Source organism: Pseudomonas putida (assembly GCF_028682455.1).
GTDB classification, from domain to species: domain Bacteria; phylum Pseudomonadota; class Gammaproteobacteria; order Pseudomonadales; family Pseudomonadaceae; genus Aquipseudomonas; species Aquipseudomonas putida_AA.
In genome coordinates, this window is sequence record NZ_JANHLD010000001.1 from 285,847 (window position 1) to 309,232 (window position 23,386).

General features: G+C 64.2%; 19 protein-coding genes. 11 read left to right on the top strand and 8 right to left on the bottom strand.

Annotation, left to right across the window (positions count from 1 at the left end; translation table 11 throughout):
• Positions 1 to 38 precede the first annotated feature (38 nt).
• The 11 genes from NPS58_RS01410 to NPS58_RS01460 all read left to right on the top strand — a co-directional run bounded on the left by NPS58_RS01410 (position 39) and on the right by NPS58_RS01460 (position 11,997).
• Complete coding sequence (locus NPS58_RS01410) at positions 39 to 929, top strand: NAD(+) kinase (RefSeq protein ID WP_274112960.1); 891 nt, start codon at positions 39 to 41, stop codon at positions 927 to 929.
• On the top strand, positions 929 to 1,900 hold the full coding sequence (locus NPS58_RS01415) for a metallophosphoesterase (protein WP_274112961.1): 972 nt from the start codon (positions 929 to 931) through the stop codon (positions 1,898 to 1,900). The genes NPS58_RS01410 and NPS58_RS01415 overlap by 1 nt, the downstream gene beginning before the upstream one ends.
• A complete protein-coding gene (locus NPS58_RS01420; RefSeq protein WP_274112963.1) occupies positions 1,897 to 2,769 on the top strand; it encodes a rhomboid family intramembrane serine protease in 873 nt (290 codons plus the stop codon). The genes NPS58_RS01415 and NPS58_RS01420 overlap by 4 nt, the downstream gene beginning before the upstream one ends.
• A gap of 13 nt (positions 2,770 to 2,782) precedes the next feature.
• The gene (locus NPS58_RS01425; protein WP_274112965.1) at positions 2,783 to 3,043 is read left to right on the top strand and encodes a YeaC family protein; all 261 of its coding nucleotides are present in this window, start codon (positions 2,783 to 2,785) and stop codon (positions 3,041 to 3,043) included.
• Positions 3,040 to 3,870, top strand: a complete 831-nt coding sequence (locus NPS58_RS01430) for a DUF2797 domain-containing protein (RefSeq protein WP_274112967.1) — start codon at positions 3,040 to 3,042, stop codon at positions 3,868 to 3,870. The genes NPS58_RS01425 and NPS58_RS01430 overlap by 4 nt, the downstream gene beginning before the upstream one ends.
• Positions 3,871 to 3,882: 12 nt before the next feature.
• Positions 3,883 to 6,540 carry an aminopeptidase N gene (gene pepN / locus NPS58_RS01435; RefSeq protein WP_274112969.1) on the top strand — a complete coding sequence of 886 codons (2,658 nt, stop codon included), beginning with the start codon at positions 3,883 to 3,885 and terminating at the stop codon, positions 6,538 to 6,540.
• Positions 6,541 to 6,757: 217 nt separating this feature from the next.
• Positions 6,758 to 7,804, top strand: coding sequence for a WD40/YVTN/BNR-like repeat-containing protein (locus NPS58_RS01440; RefSeq protein ID WP_274112970.1), 1,047 nt, complete (start codon positions 6,758 to 6,760; stop codon positions 7,802 to 7,804).
• Positions 7,805 to 7,824: 20 nt separating this feature from the next.
• Positions 7,825 to 10,206, top strand: coding sequence for an efflux RND transporter permease subunit (locus tag NPS58_RS01445; protein ID WP_425313043.1), 2,382 nt, complete (start codon positions 7,825 to 7,827; stop codon positions 10,204 to 10,206).
• A 106-nt stretch (positions 10,207 to 10,312) separates the two neighbouring features.
• The gene (locus NPS58_RS01450) at positions 10,313 to 10,603 is read left to right on the top strand and encodes a DUF5629 family protein (protein ID WP_274112974.1); all 291 of its coding nucleotides are present in this window, start codon (positions 10,313 to 10,315) and stop codon (positions 10,601 to 10,603) included.
• Entirely contained in the window at positions 10,569 to 11,708 is a 1,140-nt protein-coding gene (locus NPS58_RS01455; protein ID WP_274112976.1) for a lactonase family protein, read from the top strand. Before NPS58_RS01450 ends, NPS58_RS01455 begins: the two co-directional genes overlap by 35 nt.
• A gap of 43 nt (positions 11,709 to 11,751) precedes the next feature.
• Positions 11,752 to 11,997 (top strand): hypothetical protein, encoded by a 246-nt coding sequence (locus NPS58_RS01460; RefSeq protein ID WP_274115398.1) that lies wholly within the window; start codon positions 11,752 to 11,754, stop codon positions 11,995 to 11,997.
• 19 nt (positions 11,998 to 12,016) lie between these two features.
• Here NPS58_RS01460 and NPS58_RS01465 read toward each other — a convergent pair whose 3' ends face one another.
• From NPS58_RS01465 to NPS58_RS01500, 8 genes are read right to left on the bottom strand one after another with little or no spacing between them, the layout of a single operon-like run.
• Entirely contained in the window at positions 12,017 to 12,610 is a 594-nt protein-coding gene (locus NPS58_RS01465; RefSeq protein WP_274112977.1) for a glutathione S-transferase, read from the bottom strand.
• Positions 12,607 to 16,254 carry an AAA family ATPase gene (locus tag NPS58_RS01470; RefSeq protein ID WP_274112979.1) on the bottom strand — a complete coding sequence of 1,216 codons (3,648 nt, stop codon included), beginning with the start codon at positions 16,252 to 16,254 and terminating at the stop codon, positions 12,607 to 12,609. The genes NPS58_RS01465 and NPS58_RS01470 overlap by 4 nt, the downstream gene beginning before the upstream one ends.
• Positions 16,251 to 17,492, bottom strand: a complete 1,242-nt coding sequence (locus tag NPS58_RS01475; RefSeq protein ID WP_274112981.1) for an exonuclease SbcCD subunit D C-terminal domain-containing protein — start codon at positions 17,490 to 17,492, stop codon at positions 16,251 to 16,253. The genes NPS58_RS01470 and NPS58_RS01475 overlap by 4 nt, the downstream gene beginning before the upstream one ends.
• 50 nt (positions 17,493 to 17,542) lie before the next feature.
• Positions 17,543 to 19,171, bottom strand: a complete 1,629-nt coding sequence (locus NPS58_RS01480) for a BatD family protein (protein WP_274112983.1) — start codon at positions 19,169 to 19,171, stop codon at positions 17,543 to 17,545.
• On the bottom strand, positions 19,168 to 20,883 hold the full coding sequence (locus NPS58_RS01485; RefSeq protein ID WP_274112984.1) for a VWA domain-containing protein: 1,716 nt from the start codon (positions 20,881 to 20,883) through the stop codon (positions 19,168 to 19,170). Before NPS58_RS01485 ends, NPS58_RS01480 begins: the two co-directional genes overlap by 4 nt.
• Positions 20,880 to 21,956, bottom strand: a complete 1,077-nt coding sequence (locus NPS58_RS01490; protein WP_274112986.1) for a vWA domain-containing protein — start codon at positions 21,954 to 21,956, stop codon at positions 20,880 to 20,882. Before NPS58_RS01490 ends, NPS58_RS01485 begins: the two co-directional genes overlap by 4 nt.
• Entirely contained in the window at positions 21,949 to 22,443 is a 495-nt protein-coding gene (locus tag NPS58_RS01495) for a DUF4381 domain-containing protein (protein WP_274112988.1), read from the bottom strand. Before NPS58_RS01495 ends, NPS58_RS01490 begins: the two co-directional genes overlap by 8 nt.
• Entirely contained in the window at positions 22,440 to 23,384 is a 945-nt protein-coding gene (locus NPS58_RS01500; protein ID WP_274112990.1) for a DUF58 domain-containing protein, read from the bottom strand. Before NPS58_RS01500 ends, NPS58_RS01495 begins: the two co-directional genes overlap by 4 nt.
• Between the last annotated feature and the right edge of the window lie 2 nt (positions 23,385 to 23,386).

The window sequence follows — 23,386 nt, forward strand, 5'->3', positions numbered from 1 at the left end:
TCGCCTCTTTACCCGCCGTAGCGCCAAGCAGGAGCCCCATGGAGCAATTTCGCAATATCGGTATTATCGGCCGCCTCGGCAGCTCCCAGGTGCTCGATACCATTCGCCGACTGAAAAAATTCCTGCTGCAGCGGCATCTGCACGTCATCCTCGAGGACACCATCGCCGAAGTCCTGCCGGGCCACGGCCTGCAGACTTCCTCGCGCAAGTTGCTGGGCGAGGTCTGCGATCTGGTCATCGTCGTCGGCGGCGACGGCAGCCTGCTCGGCGCCGCCCGCGCCCTGGCCCGGCACAACACCCCGGTGCTGGGGATCAACCGCGGCAGCCTGGGCTTTCTCACCGATATCCGCCCCGACGAGCTGGAAGTGAAGGTTGCCGAGGTCCTCGACGGCCATTACCTGGTGGAAAACCGTTTCCTGCTCCAGGCAGAGGTTCGTCGCCACGCCGAAGCCATTGGCCAGGGCGATGCGCTCAACGATGTGGTGCTGCACCCAGGCAAGTCGACGCGGATGATCGAGTTCGAGATCTACATCGACGGCCAGTTCGTCTGCAGCCAGAAGGCCGACGGCCTGATCGTCGCCACCCCGACCGGCTCGACCGCCTACGCGCTGTCGGCGGGCGGCCCGATCATGCATCCCAAGCTCGACGCCATCGTTATCGTGCCGATGTACCCGCATACCCTGTCTGGCCGGCCGATCGTGGTCGACGGCAACAGCGAGTTGAAGATCGTGGTGTCCAAGGACCTGCAGATCTACCCGCAGATTTCCTGTGACGGCCAGAACCATTTCACCTGTGCCCCGGGCGACACCATCACGGTGAACAAGAAGCCGCAGAAACTGCGCCTGATTCACCCGCTGGATCACAATTACTACGAGGTATGCCGGACCAAACTCGGTTGGGGCAGCCGCCTGGGTGGTGGAGGCGAGTGATGCTCGATCCAGCCCGTAGTTTCGACCTGATTGGCGACGTGCACGGTTGTGCGCATACCCTCGAACGCCTGCTCGATGCCCTTGGCTACAAGCGCCAGGGCGGTGTCTGGCGCCACGCCGAGCGCCAGGCGCTGTTCCTTGGCGACATCATCGACCGCGGCCCGCGGATTCGTGAGGCGCTGCACATCGTCCATGACATGGTCGATGCCGGGCAGGCCCACTGCATCATGGGCAACCATGAGTACAACGCCCTGGGCTGGAATACCCCGGCCTTGCCCGACAGCGGCAAGCAATTCGTGCGCGAGCACACCCCGCGCCACGGCCGCCTGATCTACGAAACCCTGACCCAATTCGAGCAGCATCCGGGCGACTGGCATGATTTTCTCGAATGGTTCTACGAGCTGCCGCTGTTTATCGATGCCGGACGGTTCCGCCTGGTGCATGCCTGCTGGGATCCACGCTTGATCGAACCCTTGCGCCAGCAGTACCCGGATGGCCGCATCGATGAGCACTTCATCCAGGCGTCCGGCGTAGCGGACAGCTTTGCCGCGATGGTTTGCAACCGCCTGCTGCGCGGCACCGACATGCGCCTGCCCGATGGCCTGACCCTGACCGGTGGCGACGGCCTGACCCGTGCCTTCTTCCGCACCAAGTTCTGGGAGGAAGACCCGCAAACCTATGGCGATATCGTCTTCCAGCCCGACGCCCTGCCGGAAAAGGTCGCCAGCACCCCCTTGAGCCACAGCCAGAAGAACGCCTTGCTGCGCTATGGCGAGGACGAGCCGATGCTGTTCGTCGGCCACTACTGGCGCAGCGGCAAGCCGGCACCGATCCGTTCCAACCTGGCCTGCCTGGACTACAGCGCCGTGCTGTACGGCAAGCTGGTCGCGTATCGACTCGACGATGAAACCCGAATAGACCCGCGCAAGTTCGTGTGGGTCGATGTAGACCGGCCGGAGGCCAGCCAATGAGTGCAGTGGTGGTATTGCGCATGCCCTTGAACACTGACCTCAGCGGCTTTGTCGGCCTGCTGCGGCGCCTGCAGGTGCCGCACCGGGTCAGCGAGGAGGGGGGGGACCAGGTGTTGTGGGTGGCTGAAAACCTGGCCGAGGACGTGCGCGAGCTGTACCAGCGCTTTCCCGAAGGCAACGCCGATTTCGAACTGCCGGCCGGTGCGACGCTGGCGCCCCCCGCCCGCCCAAGCGTCGGCGAGCAACTGCGCGCCAGCAAGGCTACGGCTGCGGTGTTGCTGCTGTGCCTGATCGTCGCCGGCCTCACCGGGCTTGGCGACAACTTCGCCACGCTGAGCTGGCTGACCTTCCTCGATTTTCGCGTGCAGGGTGATTACCTGTACTTCACGCCGTTGGCCGCGAGCCTGGCGGAGGGCCAATGGTGGCGCTTGTTCACGCCGATGCTGGTGCATTTCGGCATTCTCCACCTGGCCATGAACGCCCTGTGGTACTGGGAGCTGGGTCGTCGTATCGAGCTGCGCCAGGGTTCCTGGTCGTTGCTGAGCCTGACTCTGCTGTTCAGCCTGGTGTCCAATGCCGCGCAGTACCTGTTCGGCGGTCCGAGCCTGTTCGGCGGCCTGTCGGGGGTGCTCTACGGCTTGCTCGGGCATGTCTGGCTGTACCAGTGGCTGGCGCCCAACCCGGTGTATCGCATGCCGCGCGGGGTGCTTGTGATGATGCTGGTCTGGCTGCTGCTGTGCCTGTCCGGGCTGGTCAGCCTGCTCGGTTTTGGCCAGATCGCCAACGCCGCCCACGTCGGTGGGTTGTTGGTCGGTTGCCTCAGCGGGCTCTTGGGCGGGGCGCTGGCCCGGCGTAAACTGACGGCTTGATTTGGGAGACGCTATGTCCACTTTTGCGCAAATGATCGAAAACATCACCCCGGAAATCTACGAAAGCCTGAAACTGGCCGTCGAACTGGGTAAATGGGCGGACGGGCGCAAGCTCACCGCCGAACAGAAAGAGCTGTCGCTGCAGGCGGTGATCGCCTGGGAAATCCAGAACCTGCCCGAAGAGCAGCGCACCGGCTACATGGGCCCGCAGGAATGCGCATCGAAGTCGGCGCCAGTGCCGAACATCCTGTTCAAGTCGGATGCGATCCATTGATCGAACTTGGCCGCGGCTCCATCAGTAAAATGTCGGCGCGTCTCGACGCGCCTGTGGTGCAGTACGCTTTTCGCCTGGGCGAGCAGGAAGTACCGGTCAACCCATTGATCGGCAAGACCCTGCGCCTGGAATACCTCGGGGCCATTCACTGCACCCACTGTGGTCGCAAGACCAAGACCAGCTTCAGCCAGGGTTACTGCTACCCGTGCATGACCAAGCTGGCGCAGTGCGATGTCTGCATCATGGCCCCGGAAAAATGCCACTACGACCAGGGCACCTGCCGCGAACCCGGCTGGGGCGAGCAGTTCTGCATGACCGATCACGTGGTCTACCTGGCCAATTCCTCGGGCATCAAGGTCGGCATCACCCGTGCCAGCCAGTTGCCCACCCGCTGGCTCGACCAGGGCGCCAGCCAGGCCCTGCCGATCGTGCGGGTTGCCACCCGCCAGCAGTCGGGGCTGGTCGAAGACCTGTTTCGCAGCCAGGTGGCCGATCGCACCAACTGGCGCGCCCTGCTCAAGGGCGATGCCGAGGCGGTCGACCTGCTGGCGGTTCGCGAGCAGCTGTTCGACAGCTGCGCCGAAGGCTTCAGCGCCTTGCAGGTACGTTTCGGCCTGCAGGCCATCCAGCCGCTGAACGACAGCGAAGTGCTGGAAATCCGCTACCCGGTCGAGGCCTACCCGAGCAAGATCGTCAGCTTCAACCTGGACAAGAACCCCGTGGCGGAAGGCACGCTGCTGGGCATCAAGGGCCAATACCTGATCTTCGACACCGGCGTGATCAATATCCGCAAATACACGGCGTACCAGCTCGCCGTGCATCAGTAAAAGGACCGCCACATGCGTACCGAACAGCCGCAAGTGATCTACCTCAAGGACTATCAGGCACCCGAGTACCTGATCGACGAGACGCACCTGACCTTCGAACTGTTCGAGGACCACAGCCTGGTCCACGCGCAGCTGGTCATGCGCCGCAACCCCGCTCGCGGTCCCGGCTTGCCGCCGCTGGTGCTCGATGGCCAGCAACTGGAACTGTTGAGCGTGGCCCTGGACGACCAGGCCTTGAGCGCTGGTGACTACCAGCTCGATGACAGTCACCTGACCCTGCAGCCAAAGGCGGCGACCTTCACTCTCGATACCAGCGTGAAGATCCACCCCGAGAGCAACACCGCACTGGAGGGCCTGTACAAGTCAGGCAGCATGTTCTGCACCCAGTGCGAGGCCGAGGGCTTTCGCAAGATCACCTACTACCTCGACCGCCCGGATGTGATGAGCACCTTCACCACCACGGTGATTGCCGAGCAGCATCGCTACCCGGTGCTGCTGTCCAACGGCAACCCGATCGGCAGCGGCCCGCAGGACGATGGCCGGCACTGGGCGACCTGGGAAGACCCGTTCATGAAGCCGGCCTACCTTTTTGCCCTGGTGGCTGGCGACCTGTGGTGCGTCGAAGACAAGTTCACCCGTCAGTCGGGCCGTGACGTGACCCTGCGCATTTATGTCGAGCCGGAAAACATCGACAAATGCCAGCACGCCATGACCAGCCTGAAGAAGTCCATGCGCTGGGACGAAGAAGTCTATGGCCGCGAATACGACCTGGACATCTTCATGATCGTGGCGGTCAACGACTTCAACATGGGCGCCATGGAAAACAAGGGCCTCAACATCTTCAACTCCAGCTGCGTGCTGGCCCGCGCCGAAACCGCCACCGATGCCGCCCACCAGCGGGTCGAGGCTGTGGTTGCCCACGAGTACTTCCACAACTGGTCGGGCAACCGCGTGACCTGCCGCGACTGGTTCCAGTTGTCGCTCAAGGAAGGCTTCACGGTGTTCCGTGATTCGGAGTTCAGCGCCGACATGAACTCGCGCACCGTCAAGCGCATAGAAGATGTCGCCTACCTGCGTACCCACCAGTTCGCCGAAGATGCAGGTCCCATGGCCCATGCCGTGCGCCCGGACAGCTTCATTGAAATCTCCAACTTCTACACCCTGACCGTCTACGAGAAGGGCTCGGAGGTGGTGCGCATGGTCCGCACCCTGCTGGGCGCCGAAGGCTTCCGCAAGGGCAGCGACCTGTATTTCGAGCGCCATGACGGCCAGGCGGTGACGTGCGACGACTTCATCAAGGCCATGGAAGACGCCAACGGCGTCGACCTGACCCAGTTCAAGCGCTGGTACAGCCAGGCCGGCACGCCGCGCCTGGTGGTCAGCGAAGCCTACGATAGCACCGCCCAGACCTACAGCCTGACCTTCCGCCAGAGCTGCCCGGCCACCCCGGACAAGGTCGAGAAGAAGCCCTTCGTGATTCCGGTCGAGCTCGGCCTGCTCGATGCCCAGGGCAACGACATCGCCCTGCGCCTGCAAGGCGAGCCGGCTGCGGTTGGCAACTCGCGGGTGCTGTCGGTGACCGAGGCCGAGCAGACCTTTACCTTCGTCGACGTAGCGGCCAAGCCGCTGCCGTCGCTGCTGCGCGGTTTCAGTGCGCCGGTCAAACTCAGCTTCCCGTATGACCGCGACCAGTTGATGTTCCTGATGCAGCACGACAGCGATGGCTTCAATCGCTGGGAAGCCGGCCAGCAGCTGTCGGTTCAAGTGCTTCAGGAACTGATCGCCCAGCACCAGCAGGGCAGTGCCCTGGTACTCGATCAGCGCCTGGTCACCGCGCTGGGCACAGTGCTGGCCAACGAGCAGTTGGACCAGGCCATGGTCGCCGAGATGCTCTCGCTGCCAAGTGAGGCCTATCTCACTGAAATCAGCGAAGTGGCCGATGTCGATGCCATCCATGCAGCCCGCGAGTTCGCCCGCAAGCAAATCGCCGACCAGCTGTTCGCTGCACTCAATGCCCGCTACCAGGCCAACCGCGGTGTATCGCGGGGTACCGAGTATGTGGCCGAGGCCGAGCATTTTGCCCGCCGCAGCCTGCAGAACATCGCCTTGTCGTACCTGATGCTCAGTGGCAAGCCCGAAGTGCTGGCCGCGACCCTGGAACAGTTCGACGCCTGTGACAATATGACCGAGCGCCTGACCGCGCTGGCCGTGCTGGTCAACTCGCCGTTCGAGGCTGAACGGGCCAAGGCGCTGGAAGTCTTTGCCGAAAACTTCAAGGACAACCCACTGGTCATGGACCAATGGTTCAGCGTGCAGGCAGCCAGCACACTCCCGGGTGGCCTGGCACGGGTGAAGGCGCTGATGCAGCACCCGGCGTTCACGATGAAGAACCCGAACAAGGTTCGTGCGCTGATCGGCGCCTATGCCGGGCAGAACCTGGTCAACTTCCATGCGGCGGACGGCTCCGGCTATCGCTTCCTGGCGGACCTGGTGATCGAGCTCAATGCCCTCAACCCACAAATCGCCTCGCGGCAACTGGCGCCGCTGACCCGCTGGCGCAAGTACGACAGCGCCCGCCAGGCGCTGATGAAGGGTGAACTGGAGCGCATCCTGGCCTCCGGTGCGCTGTCCAGCGATGTGTATGAAGTGGTAAGCAAAAGCCTGGCCTGACGGCCTCATCGCGGGGCAAGCCCGCTCCTGCATACCCTGTAGGAGCGGGCTTGCCCCGCGTTCTTTTTCTGCTTAACAAAAGATAACGTCCCGTTCGTTGTCAGCCCTTCGCAAACCCCGATAGGATGGCTTCAGCTATTGCGGGGCTCTGGAACACGGTTTTTGGCAGTACCTGCAAATAGATTGACCCAAATAACAATAATCGGGGGACAGATCTATGACCGAGCCTTACATGGCAGGTACCGGCGGCGCTGCGCGCGCACGCCCATGGGCATTGGCCGCCAGCGGGTTGCTGGTGATGGCGATGGGGGTGTGGACCAACACAGTCGAGGCGGCAGCGGCCGAACCGAAGGTCTACTCCACCGAATCGGCCAAGGCCGAAAAGAGCCTGTTGCTCGACGTGACCCAGGCCGGCCCACGCCTGATCGCCGTTGGCGATCGCGGCCATATTCTCTTCTCCGATGACCAGGGCAAGACCTGGACCCAGTCCAAGGTGCCGACCCGGCAACTGCTCACCGCCGTCTACTTTGCCGACGAAAAGCACGGCTGGGCGGTCGGCCATGACGCACAGATCCTCGCCAGCAGCGACGGCGGTGTGACCTGGACCAAGCAATTCGAAGACCTCAAACGTGAAGCGCCGCTGCTGGATGTCTGGTTCAAGGACGCCCAGCACGGTTTTGCCGTGGGCGCCTACGGTGCACTGCTGGAGACCACCGACGGTGGCAAGCAGTGGGACGAGGTCGGTGACCGGCTGGACAACGAAGACCAGCTGCACCTCAACGGCATCGCGGCAGTCAAGGACGCCGGGCTGTTCATCGTTGGCGAGCAGGGCAGCATGTTCCGCTCCAGCGACGACGGCCAGACCTGGCAGAAGCTCGAAGGCCCTTACGAGGGCTCGCTGTTCGGTGTGATCGGCACCGCCCAGCCACGCACGCTACTGGCCTACGGGCTGCGCGGCAATCTCTACCGTTCCAGCGACTTTGGCGACAGCTGGCAGCAGATCGAACTGAACGCCGCGCGCGGGGCCCTCGAATTTGGCCTGGCAAGCGCTACGCTTCTCGATGATGGCAGCCTGGTATTGGTCGGCAATGGCGGCACCGTCCTGCGCAGCAGCGACGACGGCCAGACCTTCAGTGTCTTCAACCGCGCCGATCGCATCGCCCTGGCGGGTGTCAGCGGTCGCAAGGGCGAAGGCCTGATCCTTGTCGGCCAGGGCGGCGTGCACCTGGCTTCGGCCAAGGGCGCCGAAGGAGTGCAGCCATGACCAGTCAGGAGCAGTTCAACATGAATCAGCAGCAACACCATCAGGACAAGGCGACGCTGCTCGAGCGCCTGATCTTCAATAACCGCCCGGTGGTGATCCTCATCTGCCTGCTGGTCAGTGTGTTCCTGTTCTGGCAGGCCACGCAGATTCGTCCTTCGACCAGCTTCGAGAAAATGATCCCGCTCGAGCACCCCTTCATCGAGAAGATGCTCGAACACCGCAACGACCTGGCCAACCTCGGCAACACCGTGCGGATCTCGGTGGAAGCCACCGATGGCGATATCTTCAGCAAGGAGTACATGGAGACCCTGCGTCAGATCCACGACGAGGTCTTCTACATCCCCGGTGTCGACCGTTCCGGTCTCAAGTCGCTGTGGAGCCCCAGCGTACGCTGGACCGAAGTGACCGAAGAGGGCTTCGCCGGTGGCGAGGTCATTCCCAACACCTACGACGGCTCGGCTGACAGCCTCGAATTGTTACGCAACAACGTGCTCAAGTCGGGCCAGGTCGGTCGCCTGGTCTCCAACAACTTCAAGTCGAGCATCATCGATGTGCCGTTGCTGGAGTCCTACCCGGACCCGAAAGACCAGGGCACGCTGATCAAGCTCGATTACCAGCAGTTCTCCCACCAGCTGGAAGAGAAGATCCGCGACAAGTTCCAGGCCCAGAACCCCAATGTGAAGATCCACATCGTCGGTTTCGCCAAGAAGGTCGGCGACCTGATCGATGGCCTGATGATGGTGGCGATGTTCTTCGGTATCGCGCTGGTGATCACTTGGGTGCTGCTGTACTGGTTCACCTGGTGCATCCGCAGCACCATCGCGGTACTGATCACCACCCTGGTGGCGGTGGTCTGGCAACTGGGGTTGATGCACGCCGTCGGCTTCGGGCTTGATCCTTATTCGATGCTGGTGCCGTTCCTGATCTTTGCCATCGGTATTTCCCACGGCGTGCAGAAGATCAACGGTATCGCCCTGCAATCGAGCGACGCCGACAACGCCCTGACCGCTGCCCGGCGCACGTTCCGCCAGCTGTTCCTGCCCGGGATGATCGCCATCCTGGCCGACGCCGTGGGCTTTATCACCCTGTTGATCATCGACATCGGTGTAATCCGCGAACTGGCCATCGGTGCGTCCATCGGTGTGGCGGTGATCGTGTTCACCAACCTGATCCTGCTGCCGGTGGCGATCTCCTATGTCGGCATCAGCAAGAAAGCCATCGCGCGCAGCAAGAAAGACGCGACCCGCGAGCATCCGTTCTGGCGACTGTTGTCGAACTTTGCCAGCCCCAAAGTGGCACCGGTGTCCATCGTCCTGGCCTTGCTGGCCTTCGGTGGCGGCCTCTGGTACAGCCAGAACCTGAAGATCGGCGACCTCGACCAGGGGGCCCCGGAGCTGCGCCCGGACTCGCGCTACAACAAGGACAACAGCTTCATCATCGACAACTACTCGACCAGTTCGGACGTGCTGGTGGTGATGGTCAAGACCCCGGCCGAAGGCTGCTCGGTGTACTCGACCATGGCACCGATCGACGAGCTGATGTGGAAGATGGAGAACACCCCCGGCGTGCAGTCGGCCATCTCGCTGGTGACAGTGTCCAAGCAGATGATCAAGGGCATGAACGAAGGCAACCTGAAATGGGAAAGCCTGTCGCGCAACACGGATGTGCTCAACAGCTCCATCGCCCGGGCCGACGGCCTGTACAACGCCGACTGCTCGCTGGCGCCGGTGCTGGTGTACCTCAACGATCACAAGGCCGAGACCCTGGACCGTGCGGTCAATGCGGTGAAGGAGTTTGCCGAGACCCACAACAAGGATGGCCTGGAGTTCCTGCTGGCTGCGGGTAACGCCGGGATCGAGGCCGCCACCAACGAAGTGATCAAGTCGGCCGAACTGACCATCCTGATCCTGGTGTATATCTGCGTGGCGGTGATGTGCATGATCACCTTCCGCTCGTTCGCCGCGACCTTGTGCATTGTCCTGCCGCTGGTGCTGACGTCGGTACTGGGCAACGCCCTGATGGCCTTCATGGGCATCGGCGTGAAGGTTGCGACCCTGCCGGTGGTGGCGCTGGGCGTGGGTATCGGTGTCGACTACGGCATCTATATCTACAGTCGCCTGGAGAGCTTCCTGCGTGCAGGCCTGCCGTTGCAGGAAGCCTACTACCAGACGCTCAAGTCCACCGGCAAGGCGGTACTGTTCACCGGCCTGTGCCTGGCCATCGGCGTGTGCACCTGGATCTTCTCGGCCATCAAGTTCCAGGCCGACATGGGCCTGATGCTGACCTTCATGTTGCTGTGGAACATGTTCGGTGCGCTGTGGCTGCTGCCAGCGCTGGCGCGCTTCCTGATCAAGCCCGAGAAAATGGCGGGCCAGGAAAGCAAGTCGATCTTTGCTCACTGAGTGATATCGCGGGGCAAGCCCGCTCCTACGGTTACCTGTAGGAGCGGGCTTGCCCCGCGAAGCTTTCAGGTATCATGGCGCTTTACCCCTCGATGATACCCACGCAATGACAACCCTTTCCCAAGCCCTGCACGCCTGCGACATGCTCCTGGTCGACGGCCTGCACGCCTTTGACTTCACCTTCGACGACACCGGCCTGCACATCGAGTGCATGGATGGCCGGGCACTCAAGAAGTGGTCCTTCTCACCCGAACAGATCGCCGCCGCCCGTGCCGAGGGCCAGGACTGGCTTATCGCTGCCGACACCAGCGAGCATCGACTAGTCTGTATGAGTGCCTTTCGCGCACCGGACGAGGATGACGATGAAACGCCAGCTGACGACCCTGCTGATCGCTAGTGCGATGAGTGTCTGTGCCACCGCCCACAGCGCGCAGTTGCTGGTGGGCAGCTACACCGATGGCGCCAGCGAAGGGTTGTACCGCTATGCGTTCAGCAGCGTCAGTGGCCTGATCGGCGAAAAGCCGTTACAGGTGCTCAAAAGCGATAACCCCTCCTGGTTGACCCTGTCGGTGGACAAGCGGCTGTTGTTCGCGGTCAACGAGAACGGCGACGGCAAGGGCCAGGCCAGCAGCTTTTCCATAAGTGCCAAAGACGGCAACCTCAAGCCGCTCAACCAGGTCAGCAGCGCCGGTGACGAGCCGACCCATGCCAGCCTCAGTCATGACCAGCGCTACCTGTTCGTTGCCAACTACGGCGTGCAGCCGACCCCGGGCGGCAGCCTGAGCGTGCTGCCGGTCGACAAGGATGGCAGGTTGCAGGCTTCGGTACAGCAGGACCGCCACAAAGCCAGCGGCGCCAACCCGCAGCGTCAGGCCGGGCCGCATGTACATTCGGTGGTGTCGTCCCCCGATGGGCATTTCGTCTTCGCCAGCGACCTGGGGGCCGACAAGGTGTTCATCTACCGCTACGACGGTGCCAGCCCCAAGCATCCGCTGAGCCCGGCCGAACCGCCTGCCGTTGACCTGCCACCCGGCAGTGGGCCGCGCCACCTGGTATTCAGCAGCGATGGCAAGCAGGCCTACCTGACGCTGGAAATGAGCGCCCAGGTGGTGGTCTTCGAGCACAACGATGGCAAATTGATCGAGCGCCAGCGCCTGCCGCTGACCGATCAAAACGACGCCGCGGCCAAGGCGGCGGGCGCCTTGCACCTGTCGGCGGACGGGCGATTCCTGTATGTCAGCAACCGCGGTACGGCCAACGAGATTGTGGTGTTCGCCGTGGATGACGACAGCGGCAAGCTGATGAAGGTGCAACAGCGCAGCGTGGAGGGCGATCACCCCCGGGAGTTCACCCTCGACCCCTCCGGCAAGTTCCTGTTGGTGGCCAACCAGAAGAGCAACGAGATCGTGGTGATCCGCCGCGACCCGCGCAGCGGCATGCTGAGCGAAACCGTGCAGAAGCTGCCCCAGGCCGCGCCCTCCGACCTGAAGTTTGTCGACTGACTATCAACCGCCTTGATAATGGCTACTGCTGCAATGAATTTCTGTGCGCCGCTTGGGCGGCGTAAGTTTGAACCACGGCCTGAAACGGCCACTTCAAACCACAGACTTCGAGATCAGCGCCATGAACTTCAATATCTTCCCGGTCATCGCCGCTTCTGCCATTTCTGCTTCGGTTGTGTTGCCTGCCCACGCTCAGGTCGAAATCAGCGAACGCAAATCCTCTACCCCCAGCTACACCCAGAAATACCTGCAGCAAAGTGCCCGTTTCTATGCCGCGCTGAGCCATTGATTGTAGGAGCGGGCGTGAATCACTTCGCCATGATCGCCTTGAACAGCGCCGACTCCAGCCAGCCGTGCAACCAGGCACGTACGCGTGGGTAGGGCGCCTGCTCTAACCACTGCGGCTCAACCCCGGCAAACTGGCGCATCAATGGCAGCAAAGCAGCATCCGCGAGGCTCGGGTGATCTGCGAACAGGTACGCATGCTGTGCCAATAGCGCTTCGAGCTCCGCCAGCCAGGCCTCGGCCTGCTGGCGGTAGTGCTCTCGCGAATGCTCGGGGTAGCGCTCGGCGTACTTGTACAGGTTGACCCGAACCTTGAAATCGCGGTCGTTGCGCTCGATCAGGGCATCGGCCGCCTGCGCGGCCACCGGGTCCGCACGCAGCAGCCAGTCCTGCGGGTCGTGCCGGGCCAATGCCCAGCGCATGATCTCCAGGCTCTCATCGAGCACGCCTTCATCCGTACTCAATACCGGCACCGTACCCTTGGGCGAAAGCTCAAGCAGTTCGGCGGGCTTGGCTTTCAGGCTCACCTCGCACACCTGGACCGGGCACTCGGCATAGCGCAGCGCCAGGCGTGCACGCATGGCCCAGGGGCAGCGACGGAAGGAGTACAGGATCATCCGCTGACCTCCACGCTGCTCAGGCCATTGCCTTGGCGCCTGACTTGAATCTGCACCGGAATCCGCTCGTGCATTTCCTGCACGTGGGAAATCACCGCGACCTTGCGGCCCTGGGCCTGCAAGCCATCCAGGGCATCCATGGCCAGTTGTAGCGACTCAGGATCCAGGCTGCCAAAACCTTCGTCGATGAACAGCGACTCGATGCGCAGAGTACTTGATGCCATCGACGCCAGCCCCAGCGCCAAGGCCAGCGACACCAGGAAGGTCTCGCCACCCGACAACGAGTGCACCGAGCGCAGTTCGTCGCCCATTTCGGTATCCATCACCAAAAGGCCGAGCAGGCTGCCGCCACGCTTGAGGCGGTAGCGGCGGGCCAGCTGGCGCAATTGGGCGTTGGCGTGATGCACCAGCAGGTCGAGGTTGTAGCCCTGGGCGATCTTGCGGAAGGTGTCGCCGGTGGCAGAGCCGATCAGTGCATTGAGCCGTGCCCAGCGCTGCCACTGGGCATACGCCTGGGCGATCTGCTCGGCCAGGGCCTGGTTGGCCTGTTGGCGGCGCTGGTCGTCGGCCTGCTCGGCACGCAGCTCCGCGCAGGCCTGTTCGCTGCTCGCAAGCTGGCCTTGCAGGCTTTCGATCGCCTGTTCAAGCGCTTCGGCTGGCAGTTCGAGCGTGGCCAGGGCCTGATGTTGCTCCAGGCGCTGCTGGCGCTCCTTGAGCAGAACCTGCGCTTGCTCCAGGGATTTGTCGCTGTCTTGCAGGCGCTGGCGCAATTGCGCGACAGCGTTGTCGTCGAATGCCAGCAGTTGCTCAAGACCACTGTCATCGAGCTCAGGATGAGCCTGGCGCCACTGTTCGATCTGTGCGCGGATTTCGCTGCCTTCCTGTTCAAGCGTGGCCCGGCGTTCTTCGCTGGCCTTGATCTGCGCGGCCAGTTCGACCAGTTGCGTCTGGGTGTCCTGCAATTGGCGGGCGGCCTGGGCGTCGAGCTGGCGCGCCTGCTCCACGGATTGCTCCAGGTGCTGCTGCCAGTGTTCGGCGCTGGGTTGCTCGCCGATCAGGGCGGTGAGGCTTGCCTGGCTCGCGTGTTGCTGGTGTTGCAGTTCGGCGTACTGCTGCTGCAGTTCCTGTTGTTTCTGCAGGCGGGACTGCTGCTGAAGCTGGGCCTTGTCCAGGGTCTGCTGGCGCTCGCCGAGTTCTTGCTGTTCATCCTTTTGCCGTTGCAGCAAGTCCAGGCGCAAGGCCAGTTGCTGGTCCAGACGCAGGAATGTCGCCGCTGGCGCCTGGCGCAGGTCGTCGAGAATGTCGGCCGGCAGCAGGCTGGCGAAACTGGCCAGGTCTTGCTCCAGGCGCTCCTGATCGGCAGCCAGTGCCTGCTGCTGATGGCTCAGTTGCTGAATGGCCTGCTGGCTGGCTTCGGTTGCGGCCTGCAGTTGTTGCTGCAGGCGGGCGGCGTCCTTCTGCAAGGTCAGCAGGGTGTTCTGGCGTTGTTCGTCGCGGTTGATATCGTCGTTCAGGCGCCGCGCCTGCAGCTCCAGCCAGGCGGTACGCTGGCTGATGTCCTGCTCGCACAGTACGGGGAACAGTTCATGGGCCTGAAGGGAGGGGGCCAGGGCCTGTTGCTGCTCGGCCAGTTGTTCCTGCTGGTGCAGGTACTCCTTGATCTGGCCGTTGACGCCGCCCAGTTGCGTACGCAATTCGTCGAGTTGTTGCTTCAGCGCATCGACCTGTTGCTGGGCGTTGCGCTCTTCGTCCTGGTCATGGCGGCCCAGGCTCTGCAGCAGGGCTTCAGGCTGGTGGTAAGGGTGCTCCTGGCTGCCGCACACCGGGCAGGGCTGGTCATCCTGCAGCTGCGCGCGCAGCTCTTCGACGCTCTGGCTACGCGCCAGGCGCTGACGCTCGAGCAGTTGCCGGGTGACGTTCAGTGCCTGTTCGGCGGCGTTCAGCTGGGTCTTGCAGTTGAGGCCCTCGCCGATCAACTGCTCGCGTTGCTTGAGGGCGCTCTGCTGGCGCTCGCGAAGGGCAGCGAGGCGTTGATCGAGATCCTGCTGCTGGCTCCAGAGGCGGCCGAGTGTTTCTACCTGACGTTGCTGCTGGCGGTTTTTCTGCAACAGCTCACTCAGCAGGCCGACCTGTTCGGCCAAGGCGTCGGGCTCGGCCTGGGCTTCGTGGTAGAGCAGGGCGATGGCGGCGCGCTGTTGCTCCAGCGCGGCGCTGGCCTGTGTGACCCGGTCTTGCAGGCCGGGTAGCTCCGCGCGGCCCTGGTTCAGCCGATTACCCAGTTGCATCAGCTGTTGCAGGCGATCGCGGTAGGCATTCCACGCCTCGCCGAGGCCGGCGAGGGAAGCGCTTTGGGCCAGTTGTTCGCTGATCTGGCCGAGGCGTTGTTCGCTCAAGCGCTGCTGTTCGACCAGGCTGTCCAGCTGTTGCTGGCCTTCGCTGCTGGCCAGTTCTGCCTGCTGCTTGAGGGTGTCACAACTGGCCAACTCCTGGGACAGGCGCGCCAGGGTGTTCTGCTCGGCAAAAGCCTGGCGCAACAAGGGGGCACTTTCGCTGTGTCGTGCCTGGGCTTGCGCCAGTGCCTGCTGGGCGTCGAGTTGCTGCGCCTGCAGGTGCTGCTGGCGTGCTTGCAGATCGCAGTGCTGTTGGCGCTGGGCACTGATGCTGGCGGCCAGGGGCGCCAGCTGGCTGTCGAGCGCCTGCTGGCGGGCAAACTGATGGCGCTGCGGTGCCAGGTGCTCCAGGCGTTTCAGGCTCAGGCGCTCGACTTGCAGGCTGTCACTGTGCTGCTGGGCACTGAGCAATTGTTCGGTGCTGCTCTGCACTTGGACTTGCAGTTGCAGCAGTTCGGTCATCCAGGCCCGTTGCAATTCAAGCTGGCGCAGTCGGGCCTGCTCGCCCTTGAGCTGCTCGACGGCCAGGTTATAACGCTGGTCGAGTTCGGCACGGGCTTGTGGCGCCAGGGGCATGACCCCGGCGGCCTGGTCCTGCAGGGCCTTGTGGGCTTCCTCGGCTTCCTTGTTCTTGCTGTAGGCGCGGCGCCCCAGCTGGCTGTAGATCGCCGTGTTGGTGAGTTTTTCCAGCAGTTCGCTGCGGTCTTTGTCGTCGGCCTTGAGGAAGGCGCTGAACTCGCTCTGGGCCAGCATCACGGCGCGGGTGAACTGCTCGAAGTTCAAGCCCAGGCGCAATTCGATCAGTTGCTTGTACTCACCTTTGCTCTGGTTGCTCAGCAGTTGGTCGCTGTCGAGGTCATGCAGGCTCTGGCGGCTGCCCTGCAGTTTGCCATTGGGCTTGTCGCGGGCGCGGTTGGCTTCCCAGCGGGCACGGTAGTGGCGTCCGTCGATACCGACGAAGTCGACCTCGGCAAAGCCGCTGCCGGTACCGCGGCGCAACAGGGTGCGCGGGTCGCTGGTGAGGATGTCGCTGTCGACTTCCGGCAGCTTGGTTTCGCGGCCGATGTTGCTTAGCCGCGGTACCGCACCGAAAAGCGCCAGGCACAGGGCATCGAGCAAGGTGCTCTTGCCGGCGCCGGTGGGGCCGGTGATGGCGAACAGGCCGGCGCTGGCCAGGGGCTCGGCGGTAAAGTCGATTTCGAAGGGGCCGGCCAGGGAGGCCAGGTTCTTCAGGCGGATGGCAAGAATCTTCATGGCTGCTCCTCCTCGTGCTGGACGTCCTGCAGCAACAGGGCAAAGTCGGCCAGGGTCTGTTCGTCCACGGCACTGCCGTAGGCCTGGGCCCAGGCACGGCTGAACAGCTCGTGCGGGGTCAGTTGGCCCAGATCCACCAGGGCGGCCTCATCCAGCTCATCGCCTGCGCGGTTGCCGGCGTATTCGGCGCCGATGCGTACCAGGCGCACGGCCTTGCCCTGCAGGGCGGCTTCCAGTTGCTGGCGCAGGTCGGGCTGCGGTTCATCCAGCTGCACCCGGATCTCCAGCCAGGGCTGGCGTTGCGGGTCGTCAAGCAGGTCGACCACCGGCAGGTCGGCCAGTTGCCCGAGAATTTCGGCCAGAGGTGCCGGGCCCAGGCGCTGCAAGTGCACCGCCCGCGGCACCAGGCGCGACTCGACGCTGACCAGCGTGGCGCCGTCCAGTTCGATCTCGAGGATCTGGTGCTGATAACCGATTTCGGAGAACGACAGCGGGATCGGCGAGCCGCTGTAGCGGATGCGCTCTTCGCGGTTGACCCGCTGCGGTTTGTGCAGATGTCCCAGGGCCACGTAGCTGATGTCCTTGCTGAACAGGCTGGCAGGCAGGGCCTCGGCGTTGCCGATGATCAGGCTGCGTTCGGAGTCCTCCGAAATCGAGCCCCCGGCCATGTGCGCGTGGCTGACGGCGATCAGGGCCTGGCCGGGCTTGCGTCGTTCCAGCGCGGCGTCGATCAGGCGTTCGTGTACCTGGCGGATACCGCGCAGGTAATCGTCGCCCAGGTGGGCGCCGGTCACTTCGGCAGGGCGCAGGAAGGGCAGGGCCAGGCACCAGGCCGCGACCTTGCCGCGGGCGTTGGTCAGCGGGATCAACAGCCGGTCGCTGTCCAGTACGCCTTCATCGAGCCACTGCACCCGGCCCAGGGCGTGGGTGCGCAGGCGCCGCATCAGCGGTGCCGGCAGCTCGATACGCGAGCCCGAGTCATGGTTGCCGGCAATCATCACGATGTTCAGCTTGGGCTGCTGTTCGTGGGCCTGGACGATGAAGTCGTAGAGGCGTTCCTGGGCTTTGACCGGCGGGTTGACCGTGTCGAAGATATCGCCGGCGATCAACAGCGCATCGGGTTGGCGCAGCTTGAGCTGGCCGAGCAGCCAATCGAGAAAGCAGGCGTGTTCGAAATCGCGTTCCTGGCCATGCAGGGTTTGACCCAGGTGCCAGTCGGAGGTGTGAAACAGACGCATGAGGGGTTCCGCAGATTGCCGGTGCAGCGCCGGGGCGCTGCACCTGGAGGTTATTTGGGGTAGAGCGGTGGCAGGCTGCCGTTCTCGCTCGCGGCCGGCTGGATCTGTTCGGCCGCCGGTATGGTGCCAATGGCACGCCAGAGTTCTTCACCCTGCCAATACTGCCCGGTTTCGCTGTAGAGGGCACCGTTGAGGCCGTCCAGTGCATCGGACAGTGGCACGAAGCGAGCGGCCATTTCAGCCAGGGTTTCCGGTTGCTGGCGTGCCCAGGCATCCAGGGCCTGGCGGGTTGCCTGGGGATCGTTGGCCTGGCAGGCACGCTTGAGGTCGTCCAGCAGGGTGCGTGGGCTCGGTCCGGCCTGCGCTGCCCGCAACACGGCCGGTTGCGAACGCGCTCGCCACCAGAGGGCAAAGCCCAGCAGGGTGGTCAAGGCCAGTACCAGGGTACTCAGTTGCCACGGCCACACGGGGCGAGCAGCGGTACTGAGCGGGTCGACGCTGGCAGGCTTGTCGGCGCTCAGGGCCGGGTTGTCCTGGATCTGCAGGCTGCGCGCCGGCAGGCTGCTGTGCTCCAGGTGGTCTTCACGAGTGTTCCACCAGAACACTTCCTGCGCCGGCAGGTCGAGCGTGCCGCTGTGGGTCGGGACCAGGGCTTCGCGCTCTTCGCGAATACCGAGCAAGCCACGGTCGTTGACCTGGTTGCGCAGTTGCGGCTGGTCCGGGTAGCGACGCAGGCCGACCACCTCGGTGGCCGGCAGCGGGGGCAGCTGGGCGCTGGACAAACCCTCGGCCTGGACAATCACGGTACGCGTCAGCGAGTCGCCGATCTGCGTCTGTTGCTGGGCCGGATCGGGGCTCCAGTGTTCTTCCAGGCTCAGGTTGCTGGTCGGCAGCCACGGGGCGTTGGCGGGGTAGTCGGCGGGTATCGGGTTGACCGTCAGTACCAGTGCCGTGGAGCTGACATGCACCTGTTTGCCGGCCCTGGGGGTGTTGAGTGCTTGCTCGGCATCGGTCTGGGCGGCGGTGGCGCTGAAGGTCAGGGCAGGTATCTTCAGGTCGCCGCTGTGTTGTGGGTAGATCGCGTAGCGCATTTCAATCACGCCGTGGCGGACCCCGTCGATGTCTTTCTCGAAGGTGCGCGATTCGCCCAGCGGTTCGACCTTGGCGTCGGCCAACTGCAAGGGGCTCAAGCTGCTGTCATCGTACAGGGGCACCGAGTGATAGATGCTCAAGGTCAATACGGCCTGGGCCTGCACATAGACTTCAGGCTGGTCGAGACTGGCGTCGATGAATACCGGGCCGTGGTCTTCATCGCTGGCGGCCTCCACCAGCACCTGCAGGCTGATCGGCTCGCTGCGCAGCTCACCCATTTGCAGCGCCGGGATTTGCACGCTGCCGCTCTGGCGCGGCAGCAAGGTGATGATCCAGCGAGTGCCGGCCGACGTCTGCTCGTCGAGGCTGTTCAGGCTGTTGACCTGGCGGGTGCCGCGCACTTCGAAATTGGCGTCCAGTGGGGTCAGGTCCGGTTTGCCGAACTGGGTCACGTCCTGGGTCTGCAAGGTCAGCTCCAGGGTTTCGCCGGCGTTCAGGCGCGTGCGGTCAACACTGGCAAGCAGCGCCGCGGCCTGCACCTGCAGGCTGAGAAAGAGGCCGAGTACAACGACGCAGACGCGACTCATCGATGGGGTTCCTGATGTTGTTGCTGTTCGTACCAGAATTTTCGTCGCAGCAGTTCGGACGGGTTGTCCGGGATCTGCCGCAGCCATTGCTCCAGGGCCTGGCGCTGCTCGGCATCCAGGGTGCTGTCCTGCGGGCGCTTCGGCGGCTGGGTGGTCTGTTCATCATCGCCGGTGGCCGGGTGCTGCGCCTGTTCACTGGCGTTGTCGGCGTCCTCGTTGTTGTCGCTGGGCTGCTGCGCAGGCTTCTCGCTGGCCGGGGCCTGGTTGTTTTGCGCGGTGCTGGCGTTGTCGGCCTGCGTCTCGGGTGTGTCCTGGTCCATGTCCTGGGGCGGCTGCTCGGGCTTTTTCGTCTGCTGTTCCTTGAGTATCCGTTCGACCAGGGCTTTGTTGCTCAGCGCGGCCTGTAGTTCCGGTTGGCGCTCCAGCGCCTGTTCATAGGCATCCACGGCTGCTTCCAGTTCACCGCTGCGGGCCAGGGCGTTGCCGCGATTGTAATGGTCGGCGGCGCTGTTGCCTTGGGCGAACAGGCGGGCGGCACCGTTGAAGTCGCCTGCCTCGTACAGGGCCAGGCCTTTCCACTGGCGGTCCTCGAAACGCTGGGCGGCCTCGGCCGGGCGCTGTTGCTCGAGCAATCGCTGGCCTTGCTGGTCGGGCCGCAGCCACAGGTCATCGAGCTCGAAGGCATGGCTTGGCTGCGGCAGCACCAGCAGCAGCGGCAGGCAGAACAGCCAGCCGCGCCGCCCGGCGCAGGCGGCCAGCAGCAGTAGTGGCAACAGCAGCCAATAGCCCTGGTCGGCCCAACTGTCCAGTTGCAGGGTCTGGCCATCGCCTCGCAGCCGTTTTGGTGTGTCGAACAGGCGCAGGCCGCGCAGGTCGAGGTCGTCGATACGGGCGGTACGGTAGCGTCCACCGGTGCTGGTGATGAATGACCGCAAGCTGGCGCTGTCCAGGCGGGGCATGAGAATGCCGCCCTGGTCATCCTTGAGGAATTCACCGTTGGCTTGCTTGACCGGCGCGCCCTCGGCAGTGCCGATCCCCAACATCAGCAGGCTGGGGCCCTGGCGACCGAGGGCCTGGCTGATGCCTTCTCGCTCCTGAGGGCTCAATGACGACCCCACCAGCAACAGGCGACCCTGGCCAAGGCCTGCCTGGGCCAACAGGGCCAGGCCCTTGCGTACGGCCAGGTCGGCGCGCTGGCCGGCCTGGGGCATGATCGACGGGGTAAGGGCCTCGAGCAGGTTGCGGCTGGTGGCCAGGTCGTCCGACAACGGCACCAGGACATGCGCACTGCCGGCATAGACAATGATCGCCGTCTGGCTGTCGCGCCGATGCTCGAGGACATCGAGGATCTTGCGTCGGGCCTGTTCGAGGCGCGTGGGCTGGGCATCCTCGGCGAGCATTTGCGGGGTCAGTTCGAGCAGGATCACCAGGGGATCGGCCGGGCGCTGCCGGGTTTCTTCCAGGCGCTGCCAACTGGGCCCCAACAGCGCCAGTACGGTGAGCAGCCAGGCCAGGCCCAGGGCAATCCATGGCAGCTTGCTGGTGCGTCCATTGCCACCGCCGAGCAGCACGGCATGGAAACTGGGCGGCAGGATCATCTGCCAGCGGCCGGCGCGTTTTTGCCGGTGCCAGAGTTTCCACAGCAACCAGGCAAGCAGCGGCACCACGATCAGCCAGGCCGGGCGCAACCATTGCGGCCACAGGTCAATCATCGGCGTCTCCTCAGGCGCAGGCGTTTGAGCCGCTCGCGCCATTGCGGGTGCGGGGCGAGGAAGCTGGGCCGGCGCAGCAGGCGTTGCAGCAGGTTGTCTGGCCATTGTTCGCGAACCACCAGCACCAGGCTGAGCAACAAGGCCAGGGCCAGCGGCCAGCTGTAGAGCGCCTGGGCGGTACGCGCCTGGGTCGGCTGCTGGGCCACCGGCTCCAGGCGATCGAGGGCGTTGTCGATGGCTTGGAGTTCTTCACCGTCACGGGCCCTGAAGTAGGTGCCGCCGGTTTGTTCGGCGATTTCCCTGAGCGAGGCTTCGTCCAGGTCCAGGCTCGGGTTGATGCCGAGCAGGCCTGCGGTGCCGGACGCCTCGGGGTCGGCTCCGATGCCGATGGTGTAGATGCGCACGTTTTCCTGGGCAGCCAGGCGTGCGGCGGTCAGCGGATGGATCTGACCGCCGTTGTTGGCGCCGTCGGTCACCAGTACCAACACCCGGCTCTGCGCCGGACGCTGGCGCAGGCGCTTGAGCGCCAGGCCAATGGCGTCGCCGATGGCGGTGTTCTTACCGGCGATGCCGATCTGCGCCTCGTCGAGGAAGGTGCGCACGGTGTGGCGGTCGAAGGTCAGGGGCGCCTGCAGGTAGGCCTGGCTGCCGAACAGGATCAGGCCGACGCGATCACCCTGGCGCTGCTCGAGAAAGTCGCCGAGCAGTGACTTGACCAGGCTCAGGCGGCTGACTTCTTCGCCCTGCCAGTGCATGTCGGGGAAGTCCATGGAGCCGGACACGTCCACCGCCACTAGCAGGTCGCGGCCACTGGCGGCTACCGGCAATGGCTCACCCAGCCATTGCGGGCGGGCGGCGGCGAACAGCAGCAACAGCCAGACCAGCACGAAGGGTGCCTGTTGCCGCCAGGTCGGCAGGTTCAGACGCGCGCGGCGGCCGGCAAGGCCTTCGAGTTCATCCAGAAAGCTGACCTTGAGCACCGGCTCGCCGCTGTCGGCGGCAGGCAGCAGCAGGCGCGCCAGCCAAGGCAATGGCAACAGCACGAAAATCCACGGCCAGGCCAACTCAAACATGTTTGCGGATCCAGGTTTCGACCGCCTGGTTGAGCCCGGCAATGGCCTTGTCGTCGAGCTTGCACTCGGGCTTGTAGGCGCCTTCGACCAGCACCATCCAGCGGGTCAGGCCGGCGGCCGGGCAGCGGTTGTCGAGGAAGGCCAGCCATTGGCGACCGTTGAGGGTATGGCTGTGGCTGCCGGGGTAATGGTTACGGCACAGGCGCTTGAGCAGGGCATTGATCTGCTGCAGCCAGGCACCGGCCGGCTCGCCATCGTAGGGCTTGGGTAGGAGGGCTAGCTCCGCCAGGGCTTCGACACGGATCGGATCCAGGGGCAGTTCGGCGCGCACGATGGGCTTATTGCCCGGGCGCCAGTGACGCAGGCGCCACAGGCCCCAACCCAGTACCGGCAGCAGGGCCAGCAACACCCACCAGCCAGGCGCCAGCGGCCACCAGCCAATCGGCGGCGGGGCAATCAATGGCTGCAGTTGCTCCAGCGGGTTCACTGGCCTTTCCCCGGTCGTTGCGCGTTGAGGTACTCGCGCAGTTGCTCGATCATTTCGCTTTGGGTGCTCAAGGGCATCAGTACCACGCGCAGCTTTTGCGCCAGCAGTTCCCAGCGCTCGATGCGCGCATCGCTTTGTTGACGGTAGCTCTGGCGCAAGGTCGGGTCGAGGGTGTCGAGCTCGAGCTGCGCACCGTGCTGGGCAAAGCGCAGCAGGCCGGCGGCGGGCAGGGCGTGGTCGAGGGGGTCGGACAGCGGCAGCAGGAGCAGGTCGCAGTGGCGCGACAGCAGGCTCAGCTGTTGCTCTACGGTCGGGCTCAGGGCGCGCTCGTCGCAGATGATAATGGCAAGGCTGCCCGGACGCAGCACCTCACGGGCGCGGCGCAGGGCCAGGCCGAGGCTGTCTGCCTGGGGTTGGGCCTCGGTGTGCAGTGACTGGTTCACCCGTGCCAGGCGGTTGAGCAACTGCAGCAGGCTCTGCTTGCTGCGCCGGGGTCTGATTTCGTAGTGCTCGTTGTCGCCGAACACCAGGCCGCCGATGCGGTCGTTGTGACCCAGGGCGGCCCAGCCGATCAGGGCAGCGGCTTGCGCGGCGAGCACCGACTTGAACATCAGTCCCGAGCCGAAGAACAGGCGCTGGCTCTGCTCGACCAGGATGAAAATAGGGCGTTCGCGCTCTTCATGAAACAGCTTGGTGTGGGGCTCCTGGGTACGCGCCGTCACCCGCCAGTCGATGTTGCGCACATCGTCGCCGGCCTGGTAGACCCGCACCTGGTCGAAATCGACCCCGCGCCCGCGCAGTTTGGAGTGGTGCAGGCCCACCAGCGGGCTGCGCTGGCCGGGCCGGGAGAACAGCTGCACTTCACGCACGCGATGACGCATCTCGATCAGCTCGGCGAGGCTGATACGGATTCCGGGCGCGGCCAGCAGGCGTTCGGGCATGG